The 2588-nt window shown below is 77.3% G+C and carries 3 protein-coding genes and 1 pseudogene; all 4 read left to right on the plus strand.

All coding sequences use genetic code 11. The annotated features are described in order from the left end of the window. The first annotated feature begins 113 nt into the window (after nucleotides 1-113). Nucleotides 114-821 carry a hypothetical protein gene (locus BJF88_RS16325; RefSeq protein WP_139316119.1) on the plus strand — a complete coding sequence of 236 codons (708 nt, stop codon included), beginning with the start codon at nucleotides 114-116 and terminating at the stop codon, nucleotides 819-821. Then, the gene (locus BJF88_RS16330) at nucleotides 818-1651 is read left to right on the plus strand and encodes a polysaccharide deacetylase family protein (RefSeq protein ID WP_075829569.1); all 834 of its coding nucleotides are present in this window, start codon (nucleotides 818-820) and stop codon (nucleotides 1649-1651) included. Before BJF88_RS16325 ends, BJF88_RS16330 begins: the two co-directional genes overlap by 4 nt. Then, nucleotides 1648-2370 carry a glycosyltransferase family 2 protein gene (locus BJF88_RS16335; protein WP_075829570.1) on the plus strand — a complete coding sequence of 241 codons (723 nt, stop codon included), beginning with the start codon at nucleotides 1648-1650 and terminating at the stop codon, nucleotides 2368-2370. The genes BJF88_RS16330 and BJF88_RS16335 overlap by 4 nt, the downstream gene beginning before the upstream one ends. Continuing rightward, nucleotides 2370-2588, plus strand: a pseudogene (locus BJF88_RS16340) (hypothetical protein); the annotation flags it as partial. The gene BJF88_RS16335 and the pseudogene BJF88_RS16340, both read left to right, overlap by 1 nt.

Genomic DNA, 2588 nt, shown 5'->3' on the forward strand with positions numbered 1-2588 from the left:
GCGCCGGGTGGGCCGATGACCGCGCCCGAGCCCGGGACCCTGGCGCCGGACGCGTCGACGGCGCCGGAGCACGGGGCGCGCCCGTCGGGCGCGACGTGCGCCCGGAGCCGGGCGTGCGCCGCACGCTGACGAGCCGCGTCCTGGGCCGCGCCAAGCTCGTCCGGATCTTCGGCTGCCCCGTCCGGTCGACGTTCGTCAAGAGCACGGACTACGCGGTCACGGTGTACACGACGACCGGCGGCGAGCCGACGGTCGGCAAGTACTTCGCGCGCTCGGAGCTCGGCCGCGCGGGTCTCGCCGCGGAGCGCCTGAGCGACGACCTCTTCCGGGACCGGCCCTGGCGCATGCCCGTCGTGCGCTGGCACCGGCGCGGCTTCACGGTGCCGCGCCTGCGCGACGAGGACCGCCTCGACCTCGCGTGCCGCACGATGACCCGGGCGCAGCGCCTCGAGGCCGGGGCGTGGGCCCTCGACGTCCTGCTCGACGTGTACACCGCCGGCTACCTCCACGGGGACCTCCAGCCGCACAACGTCTGGCTCCTCGACGGGTGCCTCGTCGCCACCGACTTCGAGACGCTCGCCCCCCGCACGCCCGGCATCCCGTTCCTCGACTCGGGCGACGTCACCGGCAACGACCCGGCGCCCCGCCCGCGGCCCCTCGACCCGGCGTTCGACCCGGACGACGACTGGTCCTTCCACCACGTCCTCGGCGTGAGCTCGAGGACGCGGGCCCGGGCGCTGCGCGTGCGGCTGGTGACGGAGGCGGCGACGTCGCCCGCGGCCGCCCGCCGGCTCGCGACGTTCGACGGGGAGCGCACGTGAGCGCCGCGACGCCCACGACCGTCCCGCGGGGACGGCGGATGCGCCCGCTCGTCGTCCGGCGCCGCGACATCGAGCGCGACGCGCCGCCCGCCGGCTCGTTCCGCGGGGTCGCCTACGCCCGTGGCCTGCTGCCCTCGCCGCTCACCACGCCGCTCGGCACGTTCTGCGTCGACACGGCCGACCCCGTGTTCGCGCTGACCTACGACGACGGGCCGGACCCGGCGTCGACCCCCGCGGTGCTCGACACGCTCGCCGAGCACGGCGCGCGGGCCACGTTCTTCGTGCTGTCCGAACCGGCGCGGCGGCACCCGGACATCGTCCGGCGGATCGTCGACGAGGGGCACGAGCTCGCCCTGCACGGGCGCGACCACCGGTCCCTGCTCACGCTGCCCGACCGGGTCGCGGTCGCCTCGGTGCGCGACGCGCGCGCCGCCGTCGAGGACGTCGCCGGCCACCGCGTCCGCCTGTTCCGCCCGCCGTACGGCGCCCACACCCTGCAGCAGGCGCTCGGCATCCGGCGGCTCGGGCTCGAGACCGTCATCTGGTCCGGCGACGCGTTCGACTGGGTGCACGACGAGGAGTCCGCGGTCGCGCGCCGCGCCGTCGCGGCCGTCTTCCCGGGGGCGATCGTCCTGCTCCACGACACGCGCGCCGACCCGGAGACCCTCGGCCCCGACGAGCGCCTGCCCGCGTTCGACCGCGCGGACGTGCTGCGCCGCATCCTCGAGGCGACCCGTGCCGAGGGCTACGACGAGCGCACCGTCGGGGACCTCCTCGCCCGCTACCGGCGGGTCAAGAGCATGGCCCGCGAGCGGATGGCCCGCGCATGACCGCTCCCTCGCACGACCGGGACGGCGCGCCCGCCACGGGGACGCCCGAGCTGTCGGTCGTCATCCCCGCGTTCGACGCCGAGGAGACGCTGCCGACGCAGCTCGAGGCGCTCCTCGCGCAGCGGCCCGCGTGGCCCTGGGAGGTGCTCGTCTGCGACAACGGTTCGACGGACGGCACCGCCGACCTCGTGCGGGCGTGGGCGCAGCGCATGCCCGAGCTGCGGCTCGTCGACGCGTCCGCCCGGCGCGGCCCCAGCGCGGCGCGCAACATCGGCGTCGGGCGGTCCCGCGCGTCACGCATCGCCTTCTGCGACGCCGACGACCGCGTCGGCGACGGCTGGGTCGCGGCGGTGCGCCGCGCGCTCGACGAGCACGAGTTCGTCGCCGGTCCGTTCGAGGGCTCGCTGCTCAACGCGGACTCGGACTCGGCCGTGACGTGGACCGCGCAGGCGCACGGGCTGACGGTCAAGCCGTTCCTGCCCCAGTTCGTCACCGCCGGGTCGGGCAACATGGGCGTGCTGCGGTCCGTGTTCGACGAGGTGGGCGGCTTCTTCGAGGGCGCGCGCACCGCCGAGGACGACGACTTCTGCCTGCGCGTGCAGCTCGCCGGGCACGAGCTCGTGTTCGTCCCCGACGTCGTGCTGCACGTGCGCCGGCGGGACGGCCTGTGGCAGGTGTGCCGGCAGGCGTACGCCTACGCGCCGGCGAGAAGCGCCTGATGCACCGGTACGCCGAGTTCGTCCAGGCCGGTCCGGACGGCCGGGCCGCGACGGACGACGCCCCGGCCCCGGGCGACGGCGGGCACGCGGGCGGGGGCACCGCCGGGAGCACGGACCGGACGTCCGGCGCGGCGGCGCGCGCCGACGGCGGGCACGCGGGCGGGGGCACCGCCGGGAGCACGGACCGGACCCGGCGCATGGCGGCGCGCGCCGCGGCG

This window comes from Cellulosimicrobium sp. CUA-896 (assembly GCF_001942335.1).
GTDB lineage: Bacteria > Actinomycetota > Actinomycetes > Actinomycetales > Cellulomonadaceae > Cellulosimicrobium.

Coding starts and splice junctions, on each gene's coding strand:
- BJF88_RS16335 (WP_075829570.1), top strand. CDS start 1,648: ATGACCGCTCCCTCGCACGACCGGGACGGCGCGCCCGCCACGGGGACG.